Origin of the sequence: Rossellomorea aquimaris (assembly GCF_020171925.1) — a bacterium.
GTDB classification, from domain to species: Bacteria; Bacillota; Bacilli; order Bacillales; family Bacillaceae_B; genus Rossellomorea; species Rossellomorea aquimaris_F.
This window is the reverse complement of sequence record NZ_JAIVAR010000001.1, coordinates 936,062-960,818: the sequence shown is the minus strand read 5'-3', so window position 1 is coordinate 960,818 and position 24,757 is coordinate 936,062. Positions and strand designations below refer to the sequence as shown.

Annotated in this window: 20 protein-coding genes and 1 pseudogene; 10 read left to right on the top strand and 11 right to left on the bottom strand. The window is 36.1% G+C overall.

Annotated elements, in window-relative coordinates; translation table 11 throughout:
• Window positions 1–25 precede the first annotated feature (25 nt).
• Window positions 26–319, bottom strand: a complete 294-nt coding sequence (locus tag LCM10_RS04950; protein ID WP_224875058.1) for a hypothetical protein — start codon at window positions 317–319, stop codon at window positions 26–28.
• A gap of 256 nt (window positions 320–575) precedes the next feature.
• On the opposite strand from LCM10_RS04950, the gene LCM10_RS04945 reads away from it, so the two are divergent.
• Both LCM10_RS04945 and LCM10_RS04940 read left to right on the top strand, forming a co-directional pair.
• On the top strand, window positions 576–1,484 hold the full coding sequence (locus LCM10_RS04945) for a hypothetical protein (protein ID WP_224875057.1): 909 nt from the start codon (window positions 576–578) through the stop codon (window positions 1,482–1,484).
• Between the two features lie 129 nt (window positions 1,485–1,613).
• Window positions 1,614–2,111 (top strand): LURP-one-related/scramblase family protein, encoded by a 498-nt coding sequence (locus LCM10_RS04940; RefSeq protein ID WP_224875056.1) that lies wholly within the window; start codon window positions 1,614–1,616, stop codon window positions 2,109–2,111.
• A gap of 138 nt (window positions 2,112–2,249) precedes the next feature.
• Here LCM10_RS04940 and LCM10_RS04935 read toward each other — a convergent pair whose 3' ends face one another.
• The gene (locus tag LCM10_RS04935; protein ID WP_224875055.1) at window positions 2,250–3,197 is read right to left on the bottom strand and encodes a DNA/RNA non-specific endonuclease; all 948 of its coding nucleotides are present in this window, start codon (window positions 3,195–3,197) and stop codon (window positions 2,250–2,252) included.
• 396 nt (window positions 3,198–3,593) lie between these two features.
• Here LCM10_RS04935 and LCM10_RS04930 point away from each other — a divergent pair, with 396 nt between their 5' ends.
• Window positions 3,594–4,148, top strand: a complete 555-nt coding sequence (locus LCM10_RS04930; protein ID WP_224875600.1) for a nitroreductase — start codon at window positions 3,594–3,596, stop codon at window positions 4,146–4,148.
• A 138-nt stretch (window positions 4,149–4,286) separates the two neighbouring features.
• Here LCM10_RS04930 and LCM10_RS04925 read toward each other — a convergent pair whose 3' ends face one another.
• Window positions 4,287–4,487 (bottom strand): hypothetical protein, encoded by a 201-nt coding sequence (locus LCM10_RS04925; protein ID WP_224875054.1) that lies wholly within the window; start codon window positions 4,485–4,487, stop codon window positions 4,287–4,289.
• Window positions 4,488–4,522: 35 nt separating this feature from the next.
• The gene (locus LCM10_RS04920) at window positions 4,523–4,777 is read right to left on the bottom strand and encodes a helix-turn-helix domain-containing protein (RefSeq protein ID WP_224875053.1); all 255 of its coding nucleotides are present in this window, start codon (window positions 4,775–4,777) and stop codon (window positions 4,523–4,525) included.
• Between the two features lie 265 nt (window positions 4,778–5,042).
• Here LCM10_RS04920 and LCM10_RS04915 point away from each other — a divergent pair, with 265 nt between their 5' ends.
• Window positions 5,043–5,366 carry a nucleoside triphosphate pyrophosphohydrolase gene (locus LCM10_RS04915; RefSeq protein ID WP_224875052.1) on the top strand — a complete coding sequence of 108 codons (324 nt, stop codon included), beginning with the start codon at window positions 5,043–5,045 and terminating at the stop codon, window positions 5,364–5,366.
• A gap of 66 nt (window positions 5,367–5,432) precedes the next feature.
• Entirely contained in the window at window positions 5,433–6,302 is an 870-nt protein-coding gene (locus tag LCM10_RS04910; protein WP_224875051.1) for a phosphorothioated DNA-binding restriction endonuclease, read from the top strand.
• A 53-nt stretch (window positions 6,303–6,355) separates the two neighbouring features.
• On the opposite strand, the gene LCM10_RS04905 is transcribed toward LCM10_RS04910, so the two are convergent.
• From LCM10_RS04905 to LCM10_RS04885, 5 genes are all read right to left on the bottom strand, one after another.
• Window positions 6,356–8,182, bottom strand: a complete 1,827-nt coding sequence (locus tag LCM10_RS04905; protein WP_412103360.1) for an AIPR family protein — start codon at window positions 8,180–8,182, stop codon at window positions 6,356–6,358.
• On the bottom strand, window positions 8,179–9,204 hold the full coding sequence (locus LCM10_RS04900) for a PD-(D/E)XK motif protein (RefSeq protein ID WP_224875049.1): 1,026 nt from the start codon (window positions 9,202–9,204) through the stop codon (window positions 8,179–8,181). The genes LCM10_RS04905 and LCM10_RS04900 overlap by 4 nt, the downstream gene beginning before the upstream one ends.
• Window positions 9,201–11,849, bottom strand: a complete 2,649-nt coding sequence (locus tag LCM10_RS04895) for a Z1 domain-containing protein (RefSeq protein WP_224875048.1) — start codon at window positions 11,847–11,849, stop codon at window positions 9,201–9,203. The genes LCM10_RS04900 and LCM10_RS04895 overlap by 4 nt, the downstream gene beginning before the upstream one ends.
• Entirely contained in the window at window positions 11,833–13,305 is a 1,473-nt protein-coding gene (locus LCM10_RS04890; protein ID WP_224875047.1) for an ATP-binding protein, read from the bottom strand. Before LCM10_RS04890 ends, LCM10_RS04895 begins: the two co-directional genes overlap by 17 nt.
• 123 nt (window positions 13,306–13,428) lie before the next feature.
• The gene (locus LCM10_RS04885; protein WP_224875046.1) at window positions 13,429–15,141 is read right to left on the bottom strand and encodes a DNA cytosine methyltransferase; all 1,713 of its coding nucleotides are present in this window, start codon (window positions 15,139–15,141) and stop codon (window positions 13,429–13,431) included.
• A 704-nt stretch (window positions 15,142–15,845) separates the two neighbouring features.
• On the opposite strand from LCM10_RS04885, the gene LCM10_RS04880 reads away from it, so the two are divergent.
• The 3 genes from LCM10_RS04880 (at window position 15,846) to LCM10_RS04870 (ending at window position 20,058) form a co-directional block, all read left to right on the top strand.
• Window positions 15,846–17,579, top strand: a complete 1,734-nt coding sequence (locus LCM10_RS04880; protein WP_224875045.1) for an AAA family ATPase — start codon at window positions 15,846–15,848, stop codon at window positions 17,577–17,579.
• A complete protein-coding gene (locus tag LCM10_RS04875; RefSeq protein ID WP_224875044.1) occupies window positions 17,580–18,902 on the top strand; it encodes an LlaJI family restriction endonuclease in 1,323 nt (440 codons plus the stop codon).
• A 61-nt stretch (window positions 18,903–18,963) separates the two neighbouring features.
• Window positions 18,964–20,058, top strand: coding sequence for a DNA cytosine methyltransferase (locus LCM10_RS04870; RefSeq protein WP_224875043.1), 1,095 nt, complete (start codon window positions 18,964–18,966; stop codon window positions 20,056–20,058).
• A gap of 1,035 nt (window positions 20,059–21,093) precedes the next feature.
• Here the strand turns inward: LCM10_RS04870 and LCM10_RS04865 are convergent.
• Window positions 21,094–21,297, bottom strand: a complete 204-nt coding sequence (locus tag LCM10_RS04865; RefSeq protein WP_224875042.1) for a hypothetical protein — start codon at window positions 21,295–21,297, stop codon at window positions 21,094–21,096.
• A 47-nt stretch (window positions 21,298–21,344) separates the two neighbouring features.
• Window positions 21,345–21,617 carry a helix-turn-helix domain-containing protein gene (locus LCM10_RS04860; RefSeq protein WP_224875041.1) on the bottom strand — a complete coding sequence of 91 codons (273 nt, stop codon included), beginning with the start codon at window positions 21,615–21,617 and terminating at the stop codon, window positions 21,345–21,347.
• Between the two features lie 177 nt (window positions 21,618–21,794).
• On the opposite strand from LCM10_RS04860, the pseudogene LCM10_RS04855 reads away from it, so the two are divergent.
• Window positions 21,795–22,066, top strand: a pseudogene (locus LCM10_RS04855) (phosphoribosyl-ATP pyrophosphohydrolase).
• A 358-nt stretch (window positions 22,067–22,424) separates the two neighbouring features.
• Window positions 22,425–24,707 (top strand): HelD family protein, encoded by a 2,283-nt coding sequence (locus LCM10_RS04850; RefSeq protein WP_224875040.1) that lies wholly within the window; start codon window positions 22,425–22,427, stop codon window positions 24,705–24,707.
• The last annotated feature ends 50 nt before the right edge of the window (window positions 24,708–24,757 follow it).

Below are 24,757 nucleotides of genomic sequence, written 5' to 3'. Positions count from 1 at the left end.
CGCTGCGAGGGCTCATGAGATGCTTTCATTTTGTGAGGTAAATATGCACGGATGAAAGCAGAATGATGATCCCGTTCAGAATATAAAGCCCTGTAAAGACCACCGCCAAAATGCCGGCGCCCCAACCACCCTCATCAAAAATCAAGACAAACCCTAGGGTGCCGAAAAAAATGACCGGGGTTAGCAGTAAGAAAAGGACGCCTGCCCACAAGCGTCGCTTGATCGAACCCGCGGATTTCTTGAAAGAATAAACGTTTAAAAGGACAAACACGAAGACCTCAAGGACAATCGTTAAAAATAAGCCTAAGCCGTCTGACATTTCGTCATCACCTCTGGATTGGAAAATACATACATATTAAGCTTACCATAGTGAGCCTGTCCACCGATACAAAAAATGGAAAGGATATAGGAATTTGGGGTACGTCCCTCTGTCTGTTAACGCATTAACGCGATGAGGGACGGACCCCAAAACTCTTTCGCTTTAGAAGGTTGTTAATAATCCTGCCTATTCGTGAATATGGTATTCCTTGAAGGGGGGAGGCATAGTGAAGAATTTTACAAGGTGGATAAACGGAATGTTTCGTCGTGATCCTAACGAAAAATTGACTCTGGTGATGGGCGCCCAATACGAACCTCAACCATTTGGCCAGCCCGTTGAACGAACCCACACCTTACCGACAAGGACCATTGATCCCGAAAAATATTTTCGTCCTTCGTGCATCCCCATCAAAAATACACTTCTAAAGGACTTACAATTTTTCGATCCCTATTACGATAAAAACGATACAGAAATAAAACTTCCTGCCACCTTGACGCGCACAGCTGATGAAACGATCTTAAATTACTTCAGTATTTTAAGAGAGGCAGAGAATCTCACCGAGCAGCAGACGGGCGGGTGCGGAACGGTGGGAATGGCAAAGTTGCCCTTTCCCGTTGCGTACAATTTCTTTACTGAAGATTATCGTAAAAGGGTTTCTTATCAAGACTATCTTCAATCGTTTGCTGGTATTGGACATTTGAATCTTATTAAGATGAACAGACTTCCCGATGATCAAGACTCCGTATCCTATTTCATCGAACTGGAAACCATCGAAGGTTCATCAAAAGGTGTGACTTATTTTGCTTATTATTACGGCTGTATCCAATTGAAAAAGGTCCACAACAACCTTTATAAAATCGATGGGATGAAATTATACGGAGAGGACTTCCTATGTGCAGCGTATCACCTATGGCAGCATGATGCGGAAGCGGTCGTCAGCATTATGTATGGCAACTGGTGCAAGCTGATTAAAAAACAGCTGCCAACCAAACAAGATGGTTACGTCAAGGTCATTGATTTTATCGGCAAGGATGGAGCCGATTATCGGTTTGTCTTTTATCAATTAACAAATGACACCGATGTATTGATTTCTCAATTTAAAAAGGATGCTGAAGGAGTCTGGAAACCCATCAACATCGATCCTGAAGAATGCATAACTAACTAGGCTCATAAGGCAGGGTTCGAGGGGGAGGAAGTTGAGCAGGGGAGGGGTGGTGCTGGTTGATGAAAATTTGGAACCAAAACCCAGCTCATCCGTACATAAAGGTAAGACCAAAAAACGGGAGGCACACTCATGAAAGAACTATATATAAAACAAAAGGTATTCAGTCTCAGCGGAAAATTCACGGTGAAGGATCAGGAAGAGAAGGACCGTTATTATGTAGAGGGAAGCTTCATGAAGGTTCCGAAGACGTACTCCATACTGAACACAAGCAGGGACGAAGTGGCACTCATCACGAAAAAGACGTTCAGCTTCTTACCGAAGTTCTTCGTTGAAGTGAATGGTCAAGATGTCGTAACGATCAAGAAGGCGTTCTCCTTTTTGAAAGCCCGCTACACAATCGATGCGGCAGGCATTGAAGTGCGGGGTAATTGGTGGGATATGAACTTTCAGGTGTTGCAGCATGGCGAGGTTGTAGCTGAAGTCGATAAGAAGTGGTTCAGCTGGGGCGACAGTTACAGGGTGAAGGTGCTGGATGAAGGGATGGAGACGATTGTGATTGCACTGGTGATTGCGATTGATTGTGTGAAGGCGGATGAGTCGAGTTCTTCTTCTCCGGCAACGTTTTAGTTTTAGAGTTTAATTGAAGGACGATTATTCGGGTTCTGTTCCTCGAGTGGGCTAGCGCAGGGGCTAGAGCAAGAACATGAGATGATAGCCACGAAAAAAGCTAGGGAAGTCCCCTAGCTTTTTGTTATGGCTCTGTATCTACTCTCCAACCATCCCATCTCCATCATTATCACGCATATGAGCGTACAACCAGTGGTCGCTTGTGATCGGCATCGTGAAGCCAGCTGCCTTTGCTTCTTTGATTGTCACTAGTCCATTCCCGTTCGTATCGATGCTTGAGAGATCGTGTTCTGTGTTTGAATTCGTGTTGGAGCTCTCTGAACTGGAAGGCGTACTTTCTGTTAAGCCGAGTGACTCGTTTACGTCATCAGGGTTCACATTGTCGAATGTATCAACGATGACGTTCCCTTTTAGCGTATAGGTATACTGATAGCTTGAAGGGATCTGCGTTTTCGTATTTGGATAGGTGATGACCGCTTCAAAATTAGTGGCTCCACCAGCGTCCCTGATGTTTTTTTCCATATACGCTTGATCACCGTGTCGGTTCAGCGTGCTGTCTTGAGGGGTGATATTATACGCATTCGATACCCCGCCGAGAGAGTCAGCAATGATATGCCCTTCATCCAATACCGCACTTTCGACGCCAGGAACCTTCGCCTCATCAGAGTAGTATCTGCCAGACGATGTCACCGGTTCGGAGCGGTCATCTTGTAAAATGATTTCGTCTGCAATGACGCGCACTAGCTGACCGTATTCATTTGTGAATGCCCAGTACTCACGGTCGCCGAAACCAATGTCCACGACGACATTTGCTTGGCGAACCCCAGACAAATCACCACCATCGACTTCAATGAGTTCGAATCCTGGAAAACCTTCATTACTTGTTTCAGTTGAGGCTTCATCTACGACTGCTTCCTCTGCTTCAGGCTGATCCGGAACCTCAGGAGAAGCTTCTTCCTTACTTTCCGTGGTTTCTACTTTCGGATCTGCTTCTTGATCTGAAGTGGTTGCACCTTCAACGTTGGCACAACCAACGATCACAATCGACGTTAAAAGCAAGAGCAATCCATTTAGTTTCTTCTTCATTAGTTTGACACCCCTATAAGTTGTTTCTAAATGTTCCCATTCATTGTAACGCAGATTGTTCATATCTAATTAAATTTTAACTATTCTGAAAATAAGTTGAAACCCATACAGTATGATAGGTCTAGGATTCTTTGGCCAAAAAAGAACAGACACCTTTTTCAGGTGCCGGCTCTACAATACATATGCGAATGTATTTTGATGTATACATTTGATATAGCCCTTGATTTTGTGCGCGCTGAAGGGCTTGTGAACCTAGGTGATCTGATGTAGGGGACCCGAAGTTAGTACGACTTTCTTAATATGAAAAAAAACTGTCTAAAAACATTTTACAAATGATAATGATAATTGTTATCATTTAGTATAAAGTGAGAATCGAATACGATGGGGGAATGCATGATGGGAAATACAAACTCTAGCTTGGCAAAAACGATCCGTGAACGTCGCTCGATTAAAAGCGGCTACCTTGATAAAGAAGTGACCGAGGAAACCGTCCTCGAACTCTTAGACGATGCCATTTGGGCACCGAACCACGGCCTGAGAGAGCCATGGCGATTCATCTTTGTCCCTGCAAATGAAAAGGACGGATTTGTTGAGGATCTAGTAAAAACATTTTCGCCAGATATGCAGGAAAACAGAAGGAATTATTTCAGCCAACCGGCTGCATTCCTGATCGTGGTCATGAAAGAAGATCCGAGACAAAAGCAATGGGAAGAAAATTTCGGTGCCGTCAGCTCGCTGATCCAAAATTTCCAGCTGCTTGCATGGGAACGGAAACTCGGCGTGGTCTGGAAAACGAACCCGCATATCCACGAACCAAAAGTGCGAGACCTGCTCGGCGTGGAACCTGGTGAAAAGATTGCTGGATTCCTGCATATGGGCTATTTTGACAAAGTACCACCAGGGCGCGGGCGGACTTCAGCTGCGGAGAAGTTTACGGTTTATAAGAAGTGAGGGTTGAATTGAAAATTGCTTTGTGTGGTTTGATGGCGATCCCTAAATTAAAAGGGTAGGCTTGCAGCATAATAAAAATGATATGGTAGAGAAACAGGTAATAGGTATATTTAATGAGGTAATGAAAAAAGCAGGAGTTTACTCAAGAAGCGAGCTCCTGCTTTTTCTCTTTGCCAACTTTATAACTTCCTTCACATCAGAACCCCTGTAAATAGAGGTCCTTCTATTATGATCGGTAACATAAATCTCCCCGTATTCCTGTTCACGGGTAAAACCGAGAATCATAAAGTTGTATGATTGCTTGTCTTTGAATAGGATCAGTTCTTGTTTTTTGATCATAATCCCTCCGTTTAACAAATATTTGACTATGTATGTTAATAATCATCAGAAGGCATATCATTATGAACATCTAGAAGAAGGCGATCTATACTGATTTCTGCTTTTGTTAGGATGTAAGTCAGTGTTTTACATGTAGGAGATCTTTCTCCACGCTCGATTCGCCCGACCCCTTTTTCAGACAAACCAATCGTTTCAGCAAAATCAGCCTGAGTCATTCCTAGCTCGAGTCTTCTCCGTTTTAGATGTTCTCCTACAAGTCTTGAAAACCGATCATTTTGTTTCTTAACCAAAGGTTTCTCCCCTTTTTAAACCATTATCAAATCGGGGGAAAACACCCACCACGCACAAGTGGTCCTTTTATTCCTTAATATGTAAAATGTGTATCGTTTTTTTACCAAGCATTTTATAAAAAGCCTTTCCCTTGCTGGTAACTAATTTAGATAGGTGTTTAAACATTGGATCAACAAATCGATAAGTAAAATAAGTATCTTTGATTCATCGACTCTTTATAAAAATGTTAAAATATAGTTAATACAAAAACAGGAGGTCACCAACATGCCGACCTACAACAAGCTAGTCAGAGATAAAATCCCTGAAATCATAGAGAGTAATAGTAAGAATTTTTCAATAAAGTTCCTTAACGATGAAGACTACATAAAGTACTTAAGAGAAAAAGCTTATGAGGAATTGGATGAGTACTGTGCTGCCGAAACGGATAGAGAAGCAGTGGAAGAGCTTGCTGATCTGTTAGAGGTTATGCGGGCTGTGGCAAAGCATCATGGGACTTCTATAGAAGAAGTGGAAGCAGTGAGGAAAGATAAGGCTGATAAGCGTGGGGGATTTGAGGAGAAGGTGTTTCTGATTGGGGTAGAGGATTAATTCCATTGAATATGTAACTCTTCTATTATATAGGAAAAAATAAATTTCTTAGCAAGGTGGAAATCAATGAACAGCGCTGAATTAAAAGATAGAATCAACAACCTGTCCATATGGAAAAAAGGGGATCAGAGAGCCCCGCATAAACCTTTATTAATTCTATTTGCATTGGGGCAGCTTCAAGCTGACAAACCTAGATTCATAAGTTATGAAGTTACAAGGGAGAAGCTGACAGAGTTGCTGAGGGAATTCGGTCCTCTTAGGAAATCCTATCACCCTGAAGAACCTTTTGTACGCTTGAGGAGAGACGGGATATGGCTTCTGGATAAAGAAGCAAATGCAAAGAGTCCAAGTAATCGTCAGTTATTGGCGGATGGAGTGGCAGGCGGATTCACCCCGGATGTTTATCAACTTCTTAAAAATGACTCGAGGCTCGTTCAGGAGGTTGCCCATACTATCTTGGATAGTCACTTTCCTGAAACAATCCACCAGGACATCCTAGATGCGGTTGGATTGGATTTTACCATCTATACCAAAAAGAAAAGAGATCCTAAATTCAGGGAGAAGATCCTCAGGGCTTATGGGTACAGTTGTGCAGTTTGTGGTTTCAATGTAAGACTCGCCCACGCACTGGTTGGGGTCGAAGCAGCCCATATTAAGTGGCACCAAGCAGGTGGTCCTGATACTGAGGAAAACGGAATAGCCTTATGTTCCTTACATCATAAGCTATTTGACAGGGGGGTGTTCACTTTGACGCCTGAGCGTAAGATGGTGGTGTCTCAAGATGCACATGGGACTCATGGGTTTGAAGAGTGGCTGATGAGGTTTAATGGTGAGGTTGTTCGGGAGCCGATTCAGTCTTACTATTATCCGGATAGTTCGTTTTTACATTGGCATGTTAGGGAGGTGTTTAAGGGCCCGCAATACGGAATTAAATAGACATAAAAAGAAGGTAAAGTTAGCGTATCTAACTTTACCTTCTTTTTTTGATTCTAAACAATGTATTTTAGCTGCTTCTCACATTCACTAACGAACTCTTTCCAGCACTGTTCCTTCTTCGCCCATTGGGTAACATTTTGCTCACCTGCAGAGTTTCGTAGGAATTCTAAAGTTGTTTGTGCAATTTCCTTAATAACGTTATCCCATTTATCTGATAGGGACTGATTGTTCCAAACTTCCTCTAGGTTAATAGAGTCGCCATATAATTTATTTAACATTGCTGTAGAGTAATAGACAACATTTGCCTTATAGCCCTTTAACCCTAATGTATTCACAACATCCTGAACTTTTCTGTTTATAATAACTCTTGCAATGAGTCTTTTAAACATAATGGAAGTAAAATCCTCTAGTTCTTTAAGTTGATTCTCACTGTTTTTTTCGTATTTCCAGTAAGACTTATTCTGTTCCATGAATTTCTTGAATGCTTCTTCTCCACCTTTACTAGAAACGTGAGGAAAGCCTTCCCAAGACATAAAGTTCTTCGCCAGGTCTACTTTATTTAAAAGTAATTCCTTGGGGAATTCTTTTTTAAATTCTGTTTGTTCTTTTCCGCGTTTTCTACGGTTTAAATCTACCATATATTGACCGCGTGCTCTTTCAAAGTACCATTTGGATTCAGCTTTTCTCTTGTCTTGTGAAGGAATCCACACCGTTCTTGAGTAATGTTCAAGAGAAGACATGAATTTTGTATTTGCTAGTAAATCTGATTGATTAATTTTATTTTGCGTATTGGCATATTTAGAAATTTTAGCTACCATTTCTTCTTCCGCTAACATTGAACTGTCACTATCAGCTGTATGAAGAATAGTTAGTTTTGTTTGGACAAATACTTCACTTAAATCTACACCATCTCTATATGCTTTATGAATTGAAGCAGTAGTCTGTCCGCCGTTAACTATTTGCCAACCTTCTAACGTTTCAATATTAAATACGTGAGAACCATTAGAAGAGGGTGTTAAATTACCAGATCGAGCAACGCTTGAAATTCCGTTATTGTATACTACGAATAAGTCTTTCTCACTTTCATTTTTCAAGGTGTCTCTAATACCTTTATTGGTAGCACCTCTCGCTTGTAAGAAGGATCTGACATTCCTTTCTACTAGTTTAGGTCCCCATTTATCATAAGCTTTTGCTAATAATTCTGCTGAAATAAAACCTATATAACAATCAAAAGTATCGTGATTCTCAATTAGGCTTTTTGGCTGTGGTACTTTCATTAATTCAAATGATTGATTAAATTCATCTTGGAAATCAATTAAAATCGTTGATGATTCTTGTTCAGAAGAGACTATCTGAAATAATCTGTCTATATCCCATACTTCGACATCTAACTGGATGTTTTTTTGTATAGTAAGTTCGATGGGTTTATTGGTTCTATAATATTTATTCGTTAAAACCGTAATGTTCAAACGTTCAATAACACTCTCTTCATTCTTTAGAAGTGAGAGTAAATCATTAATGTCATGAGATGGATCAATCGGAAGAGCATTATATTGACTAAAGAATCTTTTAGCTTTATTTGCTAATTCTTTTAAGGCTGTCATTGTGATTTCTTCTGGCTGATCCATAAACTCATCAAAATCAATAATATATAAGTTTAATTCTTTTTCATCCTCTTCATATGAGTATGCATCTACTTGTACATTTAGATTTGGCCTGTAAAATTCAACATAAATAGGAGTAGAAGGGAATTCCATATATTTTACGTACTCTTCAAGAAAGGCTTCAAACGGTGACATTTTTAATGTTTCTGTCTGTAAATCCTTCATAAAATCGTTATAAAATGATTGAAGCTCATGCTTAATTTTCAAATTACTCACCGTCCTGTTATTTTAAATATTGTTTCTGATTCAATTTTTGAAGACTCACAATGAGATAAATCAATTGAGTAAGAAATATGAGATATTCCCTTAGAGAGTGAATCTGCCGGGATCCTCGGAAACTGTGAGTCTACTTCATAAGTTTCTTCGTGTAAAACATTCATATAAAGATCTGTATATTCATCGTCATCAAAACCGGAACTTCTTAAAAGGTCGTCAAATTTAAGTGAAAGTTGAAGGGAGAACCTTCGAAAATGCTCCCTAAGTTCATCTACTAAGTCTTGAAGGGTAAGCCCTATGTTACGGCTGACTTCTAAGTAGCAAACATATAAATATATTTTTGGAACAGCCTCAGTAATATTTAATTGTTTTTCGTTAGAAATACGAATTTTCTTATTGAGCTGGTCTTTTACAGTCTTTATTTCAACACCGTGTTTATTGGTTATGAAATCGACTCTCTCGCTTAGAGGACCGCCCCAGCCTTTAAGTAAAAGAGGAGGGGTATCGGGGTTAGCTTCGATCCATTTCTTCATAAACCAAAGTTCTCCAAATAATCCACGTTGCTGATCCTCATTTAACTTTTTGAATCCACCACGTTTAAAGAAACTCTTCCATTTCTCTAGAACTTTAAAGATTACTGTAAATAGAGGTTCATCTTCTGCACGTGTTACGATATGATCAAAAACATTTTGCATTATAGTTTCAAACAAATCTCCAGTTTCAGAATCAGCTTGAATAAATTCAATAAAGTAACGGTCTTTTAAAGGTCCAAATGAATCATGGTGTTCCATTTTAATATTTAAGCCACGCCATTTGGGTAAAGACTTCAATTGTTGATCTTCCCATGGTCCATCTGGAATTTCTATAAAAAAGTATCGATTCTCTGATGCATAATCGATACCACAGAAAACTATAATGTCATCTTGAAATAATGGTATCATCGGAACCAGTTCAGATTTATCATCACTTTTTTCCATTTGGGAAAAGATGTTTTTAAATGTTTCTATAACTTCAGCTTTCATTGAAGTTCACTCTTTTCATCAATAGTTTTATTTTTTAAATAAACTTGATCGCTTATCTTATGTTCTGTAGAAGGAAAAGCAACTGCAAATGCTATAGGCACTAAGTAATCGTTGAATCCTACGCTTTGAACATTTTTAAACACATTAGCATGGGGATTTAAAGGGTAAATAAATAGCTTAGGCTTAGAAACACTGCCACTTTTTTTCTTTTCATCAAAGTATTTTTGCTTAGCAGCAACAATGGCTTTCACATCCACCCGGTCATTAGGTATTTTGTCTGCACTTGCACCACGCGTGACAGTATATGAGAGTGAAAGCGGGCCGAGGTTTACTTTCTGGTTGGTAACCTCTTGGGTTGGAATACCCTCTACTATAACGACTTTCCATGACTTTAACTCTTTGTATTCTTCAGAATTTAATAGTTTGATATATTCAATAATACTTTCAGAAGAAGATTTTGTTGAACCTTCATAGGTTTTATAGCTACTTAAAAACTCAATAACATCTTTTACGTCAACTTCAGAAGCTACATGATATTTGGTTTTTGTTTTTTTCTCTTCAACTTCTTGTGTTTTAATTTTGGAATAAACCTTATCTATTAGCTCCACTGTCGTATTCATATTATTTATAAAGGTGGATTTTTCCTTTGATAATAATCTTGTCTGATGAAGTTTATCACTATAATTCTGGTAAGCTGCTCTAACATTTTTCATTTTTAAGTTACTTGTTAACATCATTTTTGGGTGCGCTAACATTCTAACTGCATATTCGCTAGGAGATAATTTCTCGTTCTTCATCTTATCAAATTCTTCTCTCAGTTGATGCATTGCAATAGCTAAATGCTCAAAATTTGCTGCGATATCATCAGAAGTGTAAATTCTGCATAAATCTAAGTATGATTTTCTATAACCAAACCACCGGCCCATTTGCATCAGAGTATCGTACATTAATGTATTTCGGTAATAATAACTGATTGAAAGACCTTCTAGTGTGAGACCTCTGGATAACTTGTCACCGCCTACTGCGATAACATTCAACCCATCTTCTTTATACTTGTGATATTCTAATGCATCTTCGCTCTCCCCATTTAACTCCATAACACTAATTTTCAATGCTATTTTTTTCATCACTTCATAGACATCTTTCCACTCATAAGTGTCGTAATTAGTACCCATGGCGTGATTCCATTTTTGAGTTTTATTAACAAATTCATCATGATAAAGATTTTCTATTTGTTGTACATCTGAACTAGAAGAGTCATATCTAACATTATTTACAATGTTATTGAATTCTTCATCTATTACCTCTTTAAGAGATCTCTGGACAAGGGTGAATCTTGAAGTATGTATAAGCATTGAATTATGTTCATTTTCATCCCCACGTAAGTTTCTAACAGATACAGCAATTAGAAAAGAAAGTAGTGCTTCCTTTAGTTTTGGAGGGACACTATCCACTTTATAATGTTCGTCTTTTTTCTTTATGCTCTTAAATAAATTCTCATCTTCATCTCCAATATCAATAATCAAGGAGGGTCTATTGTCGTCTGCATTTTCAGCAGCGTTAAAAAACTCATCAGGACCGCAATATGCATCAGGCTTAGGAAGTCCGACTAAAAAGTCTTTTGGATATAAATCCTGTCCCTCAGAAAGAGTTTCATTGTGTGCCCCGATTAACAGATTAGCAAAAGGGGTTGCAGTGTAACCTACATAAGCCTTCTGATTAAACAACATAAGAGTTTCTCGAATCAATCGATTAATCGTTTTAGGATCTTCGCCTTTTTTCTTATCACTTGTATCAATTGAAGCTTGATCCGCCTCATCATCAATAATAATGACAGGGAGGTTAGAATCCCCAGCCTGTTTAATTAATTTAGTGAGGAGTTTAATTAAGTGTTCTAGTACATCTTTATTCTTTTTAACGACTAAAAGAGTTTTGCTTCCGCTTAAATTATATGAAAGGTTTAATGGTATTCCTGTAATGTCTTCATTCACTGTCGTGAGGGACTGAATAAAGTGCATTTCATCACTATTGACGATCGATCCAACACCCTTATTGGATTGTCCTATAACTTCATCTTCTAATCTAAGCTGTGTCTGTGCTCTTAAATCGTTATGAATACCTGATAATACAATGGCAATTTTATATCCTTCATCAAAAGCCTTATTTAAAAGGCCAGTGAAGTTGGCTGTTTTACCAGACTGAACATATCCAAGGACTAAACCGCGGACATCGAATGGATCAGTAGCTTTGGGGTTGCCCAATGACTTTAAAACTTCATCCGTAGTTTCATCTATAACATCAATAACATTTTGTTCCCAGTTTTTCTTCTGTACTAAAAATTGTTGATATCTTTGCCAGAAAAATCTATTGCCTTTGCCAGGTGTGTACCAGCCATCAGGATCCTTTATTCTGAGTACGAGAGGAGAGGATGTATAAACTATACCTCCGTCTCCAAAGTTTTTTTGGAGTTCTAGTTTCCAATTTTCAAGAATACGCTTTTCAACTCCGCTCGAGAAAAATGTATCCATAAATGTACATGTTCTTTCAAATAATTCTTGTTTAGAAATTTTTGCATCAAGTGATTTAAATAAATTATATTGAGCTTTAAATCGATTAAAATATTCTTCTTTAAGTTGATTTAACATAATTTCTCTCCTCTAATACTGTCTTAATGGTAAAACGGTTAAATCGCTCCATTGAAGGTGTCATTAAAATGATATTAATCAATTCATTGCTATCATCTGAGTCTACCAGCTGTGTATACATACCTGCCAGCTGGCTGATTAGTTCTTTATCGCTGTCAGTAATTGGCTGCATCAGTTCTTCTTCAACTTTAGGTACGATGACAATATTTGCAGGGGAGCCAAGTTCTACAAGTTTTAGGAACATTTTTAAATCTTTAAGATTTTCATCAGAAGTATTCTTCATTATCTTTTGAAGTAGGGGGTGTGAACGGTTTAATTTGAAAGCTGTACCATTCTCTACATTCTCTTGCTGCCAAGTATTTACGTTGCTTCGGATTGTAGTGTCGCCAGAATTACTTTGTGTTCTAAAGTAAAATACTTGCTTAGAAATTTCGCGTGCCTCTTTTGCAATTGCTTTTAATTGATTCTTGATGAAGTCAGGTGGGTTTACTGTAGATTTCTTTATGTCAACCTGCCATATCTCATCTGACTTATTTGTAATATCAATCCTTACTCTTGCTAATTGAGATGCTTGGTCTTTTGGGAATAAGTCAAGCCAGTTTCCAAAGTGAAGCAGTCTGTTTTCTCTATAAATATAAAATCCCTGATGATCATTCCAACCTTTTATTCCCCCAGCATTTCTGTATTCCGTTTGATTGAGATAAGAAGCATGAGGTAATATATATGTACTAACATTAATCAATCCCGAAGTATCCTTAAGTACTCTTGGCCTTAATGGATTAGTAAAGTCATGAGTAGTTAAAAAAGGATCCCAAGGTTCAACTGCGTTTCCATTAATCCTCATGCTTATTTCTCCAGAAAGTATATTGTGAAAAACAAAAGAAGTATGCTTGTATATTCTTTCAATCTTTTTATTAAAACTCTCCGGCAAAATAGGGGATTCTCCAGCTCTCATAAACCTGTCGAGTTTGTCAATAAAGACTATTGTGCCAGATGGGTTGTTTATGTCTGACATAAGTACTTTCACTTCTTCAGGTATGTTAGTGTATAGTTCCCAGTTATTGGTGTCTGAAACGTGATCCAAGTCCCAGCACCTTTCAACGATGTAATTACCTTGTTTACTGAGAACACTTAGCCGTTTACCCAATGAAAAGGCGGCTGTTTTAAGCCCCATGCCAAATCTACCTAATTCTTTGTTTTTTCGTTTATGACGGGGATCCTTAGAACCAATTGACATGGCAATTTGTATTTCTTCTATGTTCATTCCTGATCCATTATCTTTAATCTCGATATAACCATTACCATCGTTATAATCAAAATTCATGTCTATTTCTGATGCTTTAGCATCTATTGAATTATCTACAATATCAGCAATAGCTGTTCTAGCGTTATAACCTAGTGCCCGTAATGCGTTTATAACGGGGCCGGCTGAGGGTTGAGTTAAAATTGTTTTCATAACTATCTCCTTATTAAAATAACTAATCTTATATAACCATTCCGGACTATATACTTATATTGCTATTGTAGTACAAATTTCTATATATTGTTATGTTAAATTTGGAAAAGAAAAGACAGTCTCCTATTTGGAGCTGTCTATTTCTTGAATTTCATCTAAATATTCTACTAGCTGATTTGCTATAGCCTTTGCCAATAAGGGGGGAACAGCATTACCTACTTGTTGATATTGTTCATCTTTACGTCCATGAAAAATGAATGAATCTTGGAATGATTGTAGGCGAGCTGCTTCTCTTATACTTAAAGCTCTTGCCTTTGTTGGATGCTGCCACATAGATTTCCGGACATTGACTACAGTAGGGGACGGTTCATCATAGTTAAGTCTTAAGTAAACGGTATTTTGTGTTCTAGAAGCATCTTCGTAACTAGACTTTAATTCTTCTGATAAACTATGAAAGTTCTTCCCATTAGTTTTTCTGATTGCTTCAAACCTTTTCTTAATTAGGGGAGAGCTGTTTGTATTAACATGATTAAACAATAGACTCTCAGTAATATCTTCTCTAAAGTAGCCCTTAACTAGTGAAGATGCTTCCGACAATTCAACATAGATGTTCTCATTATAATTATCGAATTCCTGCTGAGGTTCAATAATTTCTAAATCACTAATTGCATCTTTCACTGTTGTAGGATTATCAGTAAGTGGCTCCGGAAGTTTTATATTAATCTCTTTGGACCGGACTCCCATCATTATAAATCTCTTTCTTCTCTGAGGTACCTTATAGTTAGATGAGTCCAGGACTCCAGGTTCTACTTTATACCCAAAGCATTCAAATACTTTTTTTAGATATTTTACAACATTATATGAATACACTACTGCTTCAACTCTTACATATTTATTAGCTTCATAATCAGCTACAAGTTTGAGGCATTCAATCTCTTCATCTTTTAATTCCTGACACCTAGTTAAGAATCGATTGTATTCATTAAACGTAATTAAGTGCTGTATTTTTTGTTCTGAAGTTACAGGATCTAATAATAATTCAGTTAACAATTTGTTTAAGTCAGAAATAATATTTTTTACAAGAATATCTTGAGAGTCATAATTTTCTAATTCAGATAATATACATTCTACTTCATTTTTTTCTGCATTGTTTTTTAGGCTGATAATGTTTGACTTTTGATATCTGCGCTGAAATGTACGCAACCTTGTTAGTAATTCTTTCTTTTGAATAATAGGGTGTGGGACTTCATTCAAAGTTTTATACTTAACAAATAGACTCTTCGGCAAAGTCTCTGAAACAATTAATTCAATACGATCTTGGGAATAAATTTTTTCCTCTTTAGAGATTTCATTAAGATGTTTTAAAGAGCTATAATCCTTGGACTTTTCAGAGTTTTCCTTGGTCACAAAAAATTTATGAGTATCAGAGTTCATTGTTTTAACATTCTCCATAACAAAACCAATCGGACGTATTTCATCTATGGCTCTAACAAATTCTTTTACCAGCTGGTTATTTCCAGAAATCAAATAATTTTTTTGCCTGTTTGCGTTGGAAAATCCTTGGCAAGGGGGACCTCCAACTATAACAGTGTCATTTATGTTTAAGTTTAATTTAGACTTCAAAGATAAAAAATCTATCTTTGTTATGTCACTTATTCCATTTTCATCTGCATCAAGAATTAGATTTTCCCCATGATTACATTCAAATGTTTCACGGGCAGCTCTATTTATTTCTACAGCGCCAACCACTTTAAATCTTTCTGTTTGTTCAAATCCGTTACTAAGTCCTCCTGCACCGGCAAAGAGGTCAATTAATTTATAAGTTAATTTTTTCATGGCAAACACTTCCCACAACTTCTTATTTAATAAGCAGCATAGCTTACTTTTTTTATTAAAGCAACTATTAATTTTATACTTAATAATAAGACGATGTCTACCTTTACTTTTGTTAATGGAAAATAACAGGAATCCGGGCATATTAAATATAGTCAAGGATTTCCTTCAAAGTTAGGTTATATTTCTCTTAGTATTTATTCTCCAATAATTGAGTACTAAAGTTCTTCTGCGAGAAGAACTTTTCATCTTCAAGTCTCTTACATTTTTTTTAGCAGGTTTGTATATTGCGTAATCTATTACATGCACTTTCTATTCCACTGTCTTATTGTAATGGTCTATTCACTTAGGACATCTAACTTGTTAATTTAATAAAATAAATACCCATACATATTTTATTAACCGTTTAGTGAAGAATATGTATAAGTCTTATTCTCTTGGACGAATATTTTCATTTACTTAGTAGAATTTGAAGTCTAAAGATAAATATAAACTTTTATTCAGAACCAAAAAATGAATGGTAACATCTCTAGATTCAAGCAATTCATTGTAGTAAAATATGTTACATAAATGTAATACTTTGATAAATAAAGCAAGTTAACAGATCATTCACTTAACAAATACAAATCTGATTAATTTACATAGCTTTGTTATATGAAAGAAATAATTTAAAACAGTTTCTTATATAGGAATTAGGAGGAAAACAATTGTATTTTTCATCAAGAGCAATAAATGAGTTTTATCCCGAGTTAAAATCTGCTAGTGAAGGAAAAATTAACTTGGAAAGGACATCTTCACTAGTATATTTCTTAGCAACGGACATTGTGGAAAAAAGGTCCAATGAAGAAGTTGTTGACGTTCAAAAGGGTTCACCTTTAAGGAATATGTTCAGTAGCGTTGTGTCCGATATATTAACATTTGGAACATTAAATAGTGAGGAACTGCAGGGTAACTACCTAGGTGAAATAACTAAAGAAGAATTGAAAAATAGAATATCCACAAAAGTTGGAAAAAACTTTTTATCTACCCAAGTTAATAGAGCTGCAGCAACTGGTGTGACTGAATATCCAACGAGACCTAAGAATTCAGCATTATTACTATTAGGAGAAGATACTGATACTGGAAGTACTAGTAGTCTTAAGAAACATCCAGATTGGCAGGAGAATTTATTTCAATATATTGGCTTTAGAATTTGTGGAGAAGATACATTCCCTTTGATTGTATTCTTATTAAAAAATATTCAACTAGATGATACAAAGTCATTGGAGGAAAGTATTAGAGAGGCTTTGTCTAACACCTTTTCTTCTGATGTTGCAAATTTCCTATTTGATAATGCAGACATCCCTGATTTAGAAGAGGATTACTTTAGTGAGAACTCTTTTAGAATAGAAGATTTAGATGAAAGTCTATTTAGGGACTTTTCCCTAGAGGATGAAACAGGGCAAGAGGAAGACGACATTACAGAAACTGGGGAAAGTGAATCATTTGACGAAATTACCATTCCGAAAGACAAACCACGAAATAAAATTATCTATGGTGCCCCAGGAACTGGGAAGAGTTTTGCATTAAAAACAGAAATAGATAACACTTTTAAAAGTGAAGAACTTGTTGAGAGAATAACTTTTTACCAGAATTATTCTTACAATCAATTTATCGGTTCATATAAACCTGTACCTTTATATCGGGAAGTAGATGAACCTATATATTCTTCAGATAAAGTCAAACATCCAGGCAAGAATTTCGAACCCATTATAGATTATCAATTTGTGCCCGGTCCTTTCATTTCAACTTTAGTTAAAGCATTGAAGAATCCAAAATCAAGCTTCGTGTTAATTATTGAAGAAATCAATCGAGCAAATGCAGCAAGAGTCTTTGGAGATGCTTTTCAATTATTAGATAGAGATGAAGACGGCAAAAGCGAGTACGGAATAGTCTTTAATCCTGATGTTATGAACTTTCTAAGAAGTAAAGGAATAATGGATCGTGAAATAAAACTACCATCCAATTTTTTCATATGGGCAACAATGAATAGTTCTGACCAAGGTGTTAATCCAATGGATACTGCATTTAAAAGAAGATGGTCATTTGAGTATTTACCTTTAGACCAAAATGATCATAAGATGGATAGTGTTTTTGTTGAATTGCCGTTTATGGAAGGAGAAAAGGTTTCTTGGAATAAATTGAGGACGACTATTAATGACCATATTAAAGATTTTGTCTCAGAAGATAAATTGTTAGGTCCATTCTTTTTAAAGGCTCATGAGTTAAATAATATTGATACTTTCAAAAATAAGTTACTTTTGTACTTGCGAGATGATGTACTTAGGTACAATCATAATAAGTTATTCAGAAAAAAGAATTTTTCAGATATCGTAAGGGATTTCGATGACAAAAAAAATATATTCATTTTTTCTGAAGATGACCTGAGAAGTGAAGATTAGTTGAAGACGTATTACTTTATTGAACAGAAGTATTATTCAGTAACATTTTTAGAAAAGTATTTCGAAAGTGAATTTATTGAGACCTTAAAAAAGAAGAAAATATGCATTGAAGTTGAAAAGGGAAAATTATCGTTTCATTTTGTTGGAATGTTAAATTACCTACACAATGTTTATTTTATTTTTCCTAAGTATGTAAAACCATCTAAAACAAGAGAGGATATGGAACGGAAAGCTCAGTTAATTATTAACGTCATTCAAAAATATGCTTCAAAACCATTAGTTAACCATGATCAAATGGATTTTCTTTCAGATAATCTGTTAAATGAAGAGGTAAGTTCTTTCGCTTTATCTAAATTCATTATAGAAGATTATCTTCTTAACGGTTTTTATACAGTAAGCAAAGAGATAATTGAATTGAATGGTGACGGTGAAATCTTGTGGGGAGAAACCGTGGATGAACTTAACCCAACAATTATTAATGGTTCACCTTATTACTTTGATGTTTTAACTCATAACGATCTTAGTGACTTAAACCACTTGATTATAAAGGTACATCAATGGGTAGTTAATTATTGTTACGAGTTGTACAAGAATTGGTTAGGCTATTCTCATATAGAAATTGAACCATTAGATCTGGATCTTGAAGACCTAGGTGCAGTAGATTATTTAGTGAATGTGATAGATAGAGAATTAAACCTTACTTTTATTGACCATAGAATAAAGTTACTAAAAGCTATTAAGGCGGTTTTGTTAAACACCTCAGAACACAAAATGAACCAAATAGATGCTTATGGCACAAAATACTTTGAACACATCTGGGAAAAAATCTGCAGTGAACTTTTTGATAATAAGTTTAAGTTGTATGAAAACTCTTTACCAAGACCAAGTTGGAGTTCTTATCCAGCAGGGGACATAGTAGAAAAGGATACATTCAAGCCTGATGTGATTTCTACTTACAAGTTGGAAGAAACTGAATATTTCTTGATATTAGATGCAAAGTATTATAATATCCGCTTCGATAATGGTAAAGTTCTGGGGAATCCATCTGTAAATGATGTGGCAAAACAACTGCTTTACGAGAAAGGACTACAAACAGAAAGTATTGGAAAGAAGGTTCGTAATTACTTTCTATTCCCTACAGATTCTAACTCCAAAAATACATTTGATATCTTCGGAAAAGTAACGTTAGATTTTATTAGTGAAGAACCAGTTAAATTGGTTTACCTCTCCGATGAAAGAGTTTATAATAGATATTTAAATAATTTTATATTCACTGCTGATGATTATAATGAATTAGAAAAGAAATCATTTCCAGATATATAGTAGGTTCCTATAAAATTACAGTAAACATTGATTATTTCTGATCAATTTGGAGTGGATTAATTTGAAGAATAAACAATTAAAGGTAGTTTCTTTATTTAGTGGCTGCGGTGGATTAGATTTGGGTTTAGAGCAAGCAGGCATGGATGTGGTATGGGCAAATGATGTCGATCATACTGCAGTTGAAACATACCGTTTTAATATGAAAAACTCCACGGTTATTGAAGGAGATATTAAAAAAATAGATGTGGATGAAATTCCTGATTGTGATGTATTGGCAGCAGGCTTCCCTTGCCAACCTTTTTCTAGTGCAGGCTCAAGGAAAGGTGTTACTGACGAAAGAGGGACTCTATTTGAAGAAGCGATTAGAGTTATCGAAGCTAAAAAGCCGTTGGTCGTTATCTTTGAAAATGTTAGAGGTATTCTTTCTACAAAAAATTTAGATGGATCATTATTGCTAGATTCTATTGTGAAAACATTAGATGACATTGAACCTGGATATGTTGTAAATTACAAACTAATTAGATCTAGTGATTATGGTGTACCTCAACAAAGATACCGTGTGATATTTGTTGGTATAAGAAAAGATTTAGAATTCGAGTATGAATTCCCATTACCAACCAATAGCCAAGAAGATTTGGAACTTACAGTTGGAGCTGCAATAAAAGATGTAGAGAACTTGCCAAACCAAAATGATGTTTGGGAATTTTCTCCTCAATCAAAGAAATTAATCCCTTTCATAAATGAAGGAGGATCTTGGAAGGACATTCCATATGATAAGCTTCCGCCGAGATTAAAAAAAATTCGGGATAATATGAAGAAGTATAGGGCACCAAATTTTTATCGTAGATTTTCTAGAAATGAAATTAATGGTACTATTACTGCTGCAGCCACTCCTGAAAACTGTGGTATCATACACCCAACTGAAAATAGAAGATATTCTGTAAGAGAGATTGCAAGAATTCAATCTTTTCCTGACCATTTTGTCTTTGTAGGTAATTCGCTTGCTTCTAAGTATAAAGTAATTGGTAATGCAGTTCCTCCAAAATTAGGACAAGTTATTGGTCATTCTATAATAGAACAGCTATCTACAATTGATGTAGCAAAACTCAACAATGCATTGAATAAACATATGCAACTTGAGCTTTTTGATCATTAAATTTATTTATCTTGTTGTTTATAATCCCCACCTTTGAATAAAGGTGGGGATTTGTGTGGAGGTAAATTTTACTTGTGAGAAATTCTTTATAGTGATCGAATATTGATTTGATTTTTGGAACTGTCACATATAAGGAATTAGAATTAAAATGTAGAGCTGGGACGATTTCCGCTCTACATTTTTTTATCGCTTTTAACGTTTTGCTAAGTTGAAGGCCAAATATTTAAAACCCCGATTCATCAGAACCCCACAAAATTTACATAAATAATCAGATCCTGTAATATATAACTAGGAAAATATAACGATTTCGTAAGAAGAGGAGTAATGATGTAGACGTCAAGTTAAATTTTACAATTTTTTTGCTCTTTTTCTTTTTACACTTCTGGTGAAAAAATTGCCCCATTCATCTGGACTCTTATTTGATCCAACTCATTCACCTCTTCATTTCGTTTTATCAATTAACTATATGTAATTATTTTCAAATTTATTAACAACTGGGAATCATGAAAAGTGGGAGATAAACGGTACTGACAACAACCTAAGTTATTTTTTGTAAGGGGATGCAGATAAAGTAATAGAAGATGATAAAACGAGGGGGAGAATGCAACCTTGACCAAGAGCAATGGGCATGTCGGAAGCGAGTTCGAGGAGAAGGCGTATAAATACTTTCACAAACAAGTTTTAATATAGAGAAGTAGGTGAGTGTTTCATGTGGAATAGAAGAGATTATAAAGGATCATGTTTTTGATCTTGGATGTGTGAATGAAGAGGAGGAACTAATGGTCGAGTGTAAGTCGCATAAGTGGTCAATAGGAGGGAATGTAGACGATCTGGAATGAGGCGATGTACTGATTTCATGCTGCTCCAAGTGGCTAACGTAAGATTTTATTTGTGTTGAAGGATGATTGTGAGAGAAGGGGATTGACTCTAATAGAATATTTCAAGAAGATGTATCAGCATCTTTTCCAAACGATGTGGAAATGTGGGAGTACTGTGAAGATTCTGATTCAGTTAAGATTATTCATGGTAAATAGATCAATTGGATATTTTTAAAAGGAGAAGTTCCTTTCTGGCATCTTTCATCACCTTACGTCGATCATAACCCCTGAATGTAAAAGTCTTTGAAGTTGAATCCTTGATGTAGATTTCACCATAGTCATGACGGGATTGGAACCCCAGGATTTGGATCAGGAAGGATTCATTTTGACTAACTAACATCACATTCTTCTTAATACTCACACCTCCTTTATTGTGAGAGAGATGTAAAGCCGTGAAGGATTTTCTCCTTATTTCAGGACCTTCACTTCTTCTTGCATAAGAGGATAGATGTCTTGTTTCGCATCATGGAGTAAGGTATATGGGGTCTCAAGACCTAAACCAGCTGCGATTCTAAACAGGGTATGAAGAGAGGTATTCACATTCCCCCGTTCAATATCCCCTAGATGGGTGTCATGAATCTTTGCAAGTTCTGCCATGGATTCAATCGTCAACTTCTTCAGTTTTAGTTCTTTACGAATTCGCTTACCAATAATCTGGTTTAATTGTTGTTGTATATCCATAACTCACTACCCACCTCTAAATCTATTATTCAGGTGGAAAGATCGAGAGAACACAGACTTTACACGGTATTTTCAATTAAATTTCGTTTGAAATTGGATTCGAATTGATCAGCCGTTCATTCATGTCGAATCTAAATGGTAAAATAGTAGATAATACATAAATTGGGAGGTACCGTCGTGCCAACATATAATAAGTTAGTGAGGGATAAGATTCCTCAGATTATATAGGAAAAAGGAAAGAAGTTCACAACGGATATTCTAAATGATGAAGACTATATAAAGTACTTAAAAGAGAAAAGTTATGAAGAACTGGACGAGTATTGTGCTGCTGAAACGGATGAAGAGGCACTTGAGGAGCTTGCTGATCTGTTAGAGGTTATTCAGGCTTGGCTAAGTGTCATGGTTCAACAATAGGTGAAGTGGAAGGTATACGTAAAGAGAAGGCTTAGGAGCGTGGAGGGTTTGATGAGAAGATATTATTAATAGAGGTAGAGGATTAATAGATAGGATTTACTAGTTCACATGGGAATATTTAGATTATAATTCAATGAGTTATTCATCAAATAATGTGAATATATTTTTTTGAATTTGTGTCTATTCCTAAAAGTTAAGGAAAGTGCACCATTTTTTTAGCTTGATCACTTTTTTGCAACACATGTTAACTTTTCAATCTATCTAAAATCCTTATTGACAAAAAATTTCGACTTTAAGTCTCTTACAATTTCTAGTAAAATATGATTATTACATATTTCAACAAAAAATGCGTCTTGCATTATTTTTCTTCATAGAATCAATCGGGGTGAAAAGATGGACAAAAATGAAGTATTAAAAGAACAAAGCCAATTGGATAATGTCATTAATAAGCTAGAAGATCAATCTTATTTCATTTGGGAACTATTGGACCGGAAACGAGGTCAATTAAATACCAATTCTTATAAGTCAGGAAAAAGTGATCAAGAACAATTGTCTAAAACAAAAAGTCAGCCCTATTTCGGACGTATCGATATCCATGAAGATGGTACGGATGAGACTCTGTATATTGGAAAACAAGGAGTAAGGGATAAGGATGAAAACTTGGTGGTATTAGACTGGAGAATGCCCATGGCATCAGTCTACTATAATTTTATGCCTGGTAAACCAAGACAAAACTATACCGTGTATGATGAAATACATAGAAAAAAGTCCATCAACCAAGTAGAAGTAAAGTTGAAAAGGGAGTTCACCATAAAAGATAAGAAAATTATTAAAATGCTTCAGCAAGTTGCTGAAACGAATAGCGAACTCAATACTACTTTGACTGATAAAGGCGAGGAACTGACGGTAACGGATGATTTCTTGAAAGAAATTTTAGAAAGTGGCGATACGACTGGGTACTTGAAGGAAATCATTGCGACGATTCAAAAGGAACAAGATGAAGCAATCCGCCAACCCCTAGAATGTAATGTCATGATTCAAGGCGTGGCGGGGTCAGGTAAATCTTCCATTGCCTTGCATCGACTATCCTATTTGTTATTTAATAACAAGCATTTGAAAGCTGAAGATCTACTTATCTTGGGCCCATCGAACTTATTTATCAGCTCATTCAGGGGGCTATTACCCGAATTGAATCTAGATGGTATCCGGCAATCCACTTTCCAAAATCTGATAGTCGAATATTTGAAACCATTCCTTCCACATGGGGTTCAGAAGAATTATAAGGTCTATTTTGAGGAGGTTCTCTTCAGGAAGGAAGGGACTGAGGAACAAGTAAGAACTGAATTTAAGGGTTCCGAGAGTTTCGTCAAAATCCTTGATAAATATGTCTATGAAATACAGTCCGGATACGAAAGACGTTTTGTAGCTTTACAAATATCGGATGAACGGTTACTTGTTTCTGATTTACTAAAAATCTTCGAGGGGTATGCTTATTTGCCTTTTGTAAAACAAGTACAAAAATTCATTCATCATGTTGAGACCCACTTTAAAGATATTGTTGAGAGAAAAATAAAAGACATAGTATCCAATATGGAGAGTTTTTTGAAATTTCTTGATGATGGTGGTCTATCAGGTGAAGAGAAAGAATTGGCTCGTAAGCAAGTTCATAAAGTAGGAGACTATAAGGTCAAAAAATTAAACAAGGAATTAAAGGTTTGCCTCGCAGAATGGAAAAAATCCATGGAAATCCCTGATCCTCATAGGATATACAAACAAGTCCTTTCCAGGGATGTATTGAACATGTTTAAAAAAGAAATCGGGGAAGGGATTCCCGCTCTTTTTGAGGATTATGGGTTTGAAGAAGTTACTTATTTTGATATTGCGCCAATTTTTTATATTTATTTGATGTTGTATGATCCGCCTGAAAAATTCGCCCACATTATCATTGATGAAGGTCAGGATTTAAGTTTCGTCCACTATGCGGTTTTGAAGAAGATGACAAAGACCGTTACAATTCTTGGAGATAAAGAGCAGTCAATATTCAGGGGATATGGCCAATATAATTGGAATAACCTGATGAAGTCCATTTTCAATGATAAAAAATATTTACTATTATCTCTTGATACAAGTTATCGATCAACTAAAGAAATCATCACTGTAGCCAATAAAGTGTTGGAGAATCATTATGGTGATTCCTATTATCCAATTATCCCATTGAATCGAAGTGGTCCGGAGGCTTCTTTTAACATGGTCACCTCGGGAAGGGACTTGTTAGAGAGGCTGGTTACAACAATTGAAAGTTGGAAACTTAAATACAAAAGGATTGCCGTCATTCATAAAGATGAAAAGAAGGCAATCGGATTGGCTGATTACTTAAGCAATCATTTCAATCAAGACGCGGTTTATGTAAATCCAGATCAAGAAGTCAAGCAAGGCTATGTATCGGTACTTTCGTCATATTATAGTAAGGGCATGGAGTTTGATGCAGTCATCGTCGTAAATGCGAATGAGGAGAGTTTTCCTAAAGATGAGCTGCATGCTCGATTGCTGTATGTCTTGCTCACCAGGGCCCAACAAGAGGTGAAAGTTTTTTATCGGGATACCCCATCACCATTACTGGAGGGGCTGGTTGTTGAGCGGCCACGGGTGGTTTCGGAATTTGATGATATTCTCTGATTTGAGGATTAAAAATGGAGTGAGACCATGCTGGCGTGTATGCCTGCATG

Bases quoted from the DNA above. Each gene is read 5' to 3' on its own strand.
- LCM10_RS04910 (WP_224875051.1), top strand. From the start codon at position 5,433: ATGAACAGCGCTGAATTAAAAGATAGAATCAACAACCTGTCCATATGG.
- LCM10_RS04930 (WP_224875600.1), top strand. From the start codon at position 3,594: ATGGGAAATACAAACTCTAGCTTGGCAAAAACGATCCGTGAACGTCGC.
- LCM10_RS04895 (WP_224875048.1), bottom strand. From the start codon at position 11,849: ATGTTAAATCAACTTAAAGAAGAATATTTTAATCGATTTAAAGCTCAA.
- LCM10_RS04940 (WP_224875056.1), top strand. From the start codon at position 1,614: ATGAAAGAACTATATATAAAACAAAAGGTATTCAGTCTCAGCGGAAAA.
- LCM10_RS04860 (WP_224875041.1), bottom strand. From the start codon at position 21,617: ATGGATATACAACAACAATTAAACCAGATTATTGGTAAGCGAATTCGT.
- LCM10_RS04915 (WP_224875052.1), top strand. From the start codon at position 5,043: ATGCCGACCTACAACAAGCTAGTCAGAGATAAAATCCCTGAAATCATA.
- LCM10_RS04890 (WP_224875047.1), bottom strand. From the start codon at position 13,305: ATGAAAACAATTTTAACTCAACCCTCAGCCGGCCCCGTTATAAACGCA.
- LCM10_RS04885 (WP_224875046.1), bottom strand. From the start codon at position 15,141: ATGAAAAAATTAACTTATAAATTAATTGACCTCTTTGCCGGTGCAGGA.
- LCM10_RS04900 (WP_224875049.1), bottom strand. From the start codon at position 9,204: ATGAAAGCTGAAGTTATAGAAACATTTAAAAACATCTTTTCCCAAATG.
- LCM10_RS04945 (WP_224875057.1), top strand. From the start codon at position 576: ATGTTTCGTCGTGATCCTAACGAAAAATTGACTCTGGTGATGGGCGCC.
- LCM10_RS04850 (WP_224875040.1), top strand. From the start codon at position 22,425: ATGGACAAAAATGAAGTATTAAAAGAACAAAGCCAATTGGATAATGTC.
- LCM10_RS04925 (WP_224875054.1), bottom strand. From the start codon at position 4,487: ATGATCAAAAAACAAGAACTGATCCTATTCAAAGACAAGCAATCATAC.
- LCM10_RS04950 (WP_224875058.1), bottom strand. From the start codon at position 319: ATGTCAGACGGCTTAGGCTTATTTTTAACGATTGTCCTTGAGGTCTTC.
- LCM10_RS04935 (WP_224875055.1), bottom strand. From the start codon at position 3,197: ATGAAGAAGAAACTAAATGGATTGCTCTTGCTTTTAACGTCGATTGTG.